1 protein-coding gene is annotated in these 1,380 nt (G+C 64.1%); it reads left to right on the forward strand.

Annotation, left to right across the window (positions count from 1 at the left end; translation table 11 throughout):
• Positions 1-61 precede the first annotated feature (61 nt).
• On the forward strand, positions 62-1,198 hold the full coding sequence (locus VB777_RS08245; protein WP_197155982.1) for an IS5 family transposase: 1,137 nt from the start codon (positions 62-64) through the stop codon (positions 1,196-1,198).
• The last annotated feature ends 182 nt before the right edge of the window (positions 1,199-1,380 follow it).

The following is a 1,380-nucleotide window of genomic DNA, read 5'->3' on the forward strand; positions in this document are numbered from 1 at the left end:
CCTAAGAGTTCGCTGAAAAACCCGGCCACCTCTGCGAGAATGGGCCAGCTGTCCAGCCCAGATGCGAGGTCAACGGGAGCGCAGCGGCTCCCTGTTCTCCTACGTGTCGATTGAGGATCGGATCCCGGCCGGCCATCCGCTGCGGCGGATCCGCAAGCTGGCCGATCAGGCCCTCGATCGCCTCAATCCCACCTTCTGTGATCTGTACGCCGCAGAAGGCCGGCCATCAGTGCCGCCGGAGCAACTGCTGCTGGCCTCGTTGCTGCAGGCGTTCTACGGCATCCGCTCGGAGCGGTTGCTGCTCGAGCAGCTCCACTACAACCTGCTGTTCCGCTGGTTTGTGGGGCTGAGCCCAGATGATCCGATCTGGCATCCCACCACATTCACAAAAAACCGGGAGCGGCTGCTGAACGAGCAGGTGATGGGGAAGTTCCTGGAGAAGCTGATGGGTGCTCCCGAGGTCAAGCCGCTGCTCAGTGACGAGCACTTCTCCGTCGATGGCACCTTGCTGCAGGCCTGGGCCTCCCATGCCTCACTGGAGCGGACCTGTGGGCAGGACGATCCGCCGCCACCGCCGTCAGGCCCTGGCGAGGGTTTTGGCGCTCCAAAGCCCGGCAAGAAGCGAGCGAAAGGGGATTTCCGCGGCATCAAGCTCAGCAACAAGACCCATCGCTCCAGCGTCGATCCAGACGCGCTGCTGTGCCGGAAGTCCAAGGCCCACCCCGCACTCCCCAGCTACCGGGGGCACGTGCTCATGGACAACCGCCATGCCCTGATCGTCGACTGCCGCGTCACACAAGCGACGGGCACCGGGGAGAGGGATGCCGCCAAAGCGATGGCGGCTGCCGTCCCCGGTGCCCACCAGAAGACCATCGGCGCCGACAAGAACTACGACACCAAGGGCTTTGTCGCCGAGATGCGCCGCATCGCCGTGACACCGCATGTCGCTCAGAACACCAGCCGCCCTGGTGGTTCCGCCATCGATGGGCGCACCACCCGCCACGTGGGCTACGCCAAGTCGATCCATGCCCGCCGCGGCATCGAGAAGGTGTTTGGCTGGATCAAACAGTGGGGAGGTCTGCGGCAGTTCAAGCTGCGCGGCACCGAGAAGGTGAGTGCGGTGTTCGGCCTGAATGTGATCGCCTACAACCTGATCCGCCTGGGCAACCTGCTCAAACCGGCGATGGCGGCGGCGTGACCAGCGGGTTGCCCAGAGGTGTGGCCAGGCGGCCGCGCTCAGAGAGCCCCAATGCGGCAAAACACACCAAAAGGGGAGCTCTGAGCCGCTGAAACCCTGAAAACCAGCCCGATAGGAGCTCCGGCCCAGGTCTCAGGAGGGAAAAACGCGACTTCTCAGGCGGTTTTTCCGCAAACTCCTAA

The sequence above is a fragment of the Synechococcus sp. CCY9202 genome, assembly GCF_034931685.1.
Lineage (GTDB): Bacteria > Cyanobacteriota > Cyanobacteriia > PCC-6307 > Cyanobiaceae > CBW1002.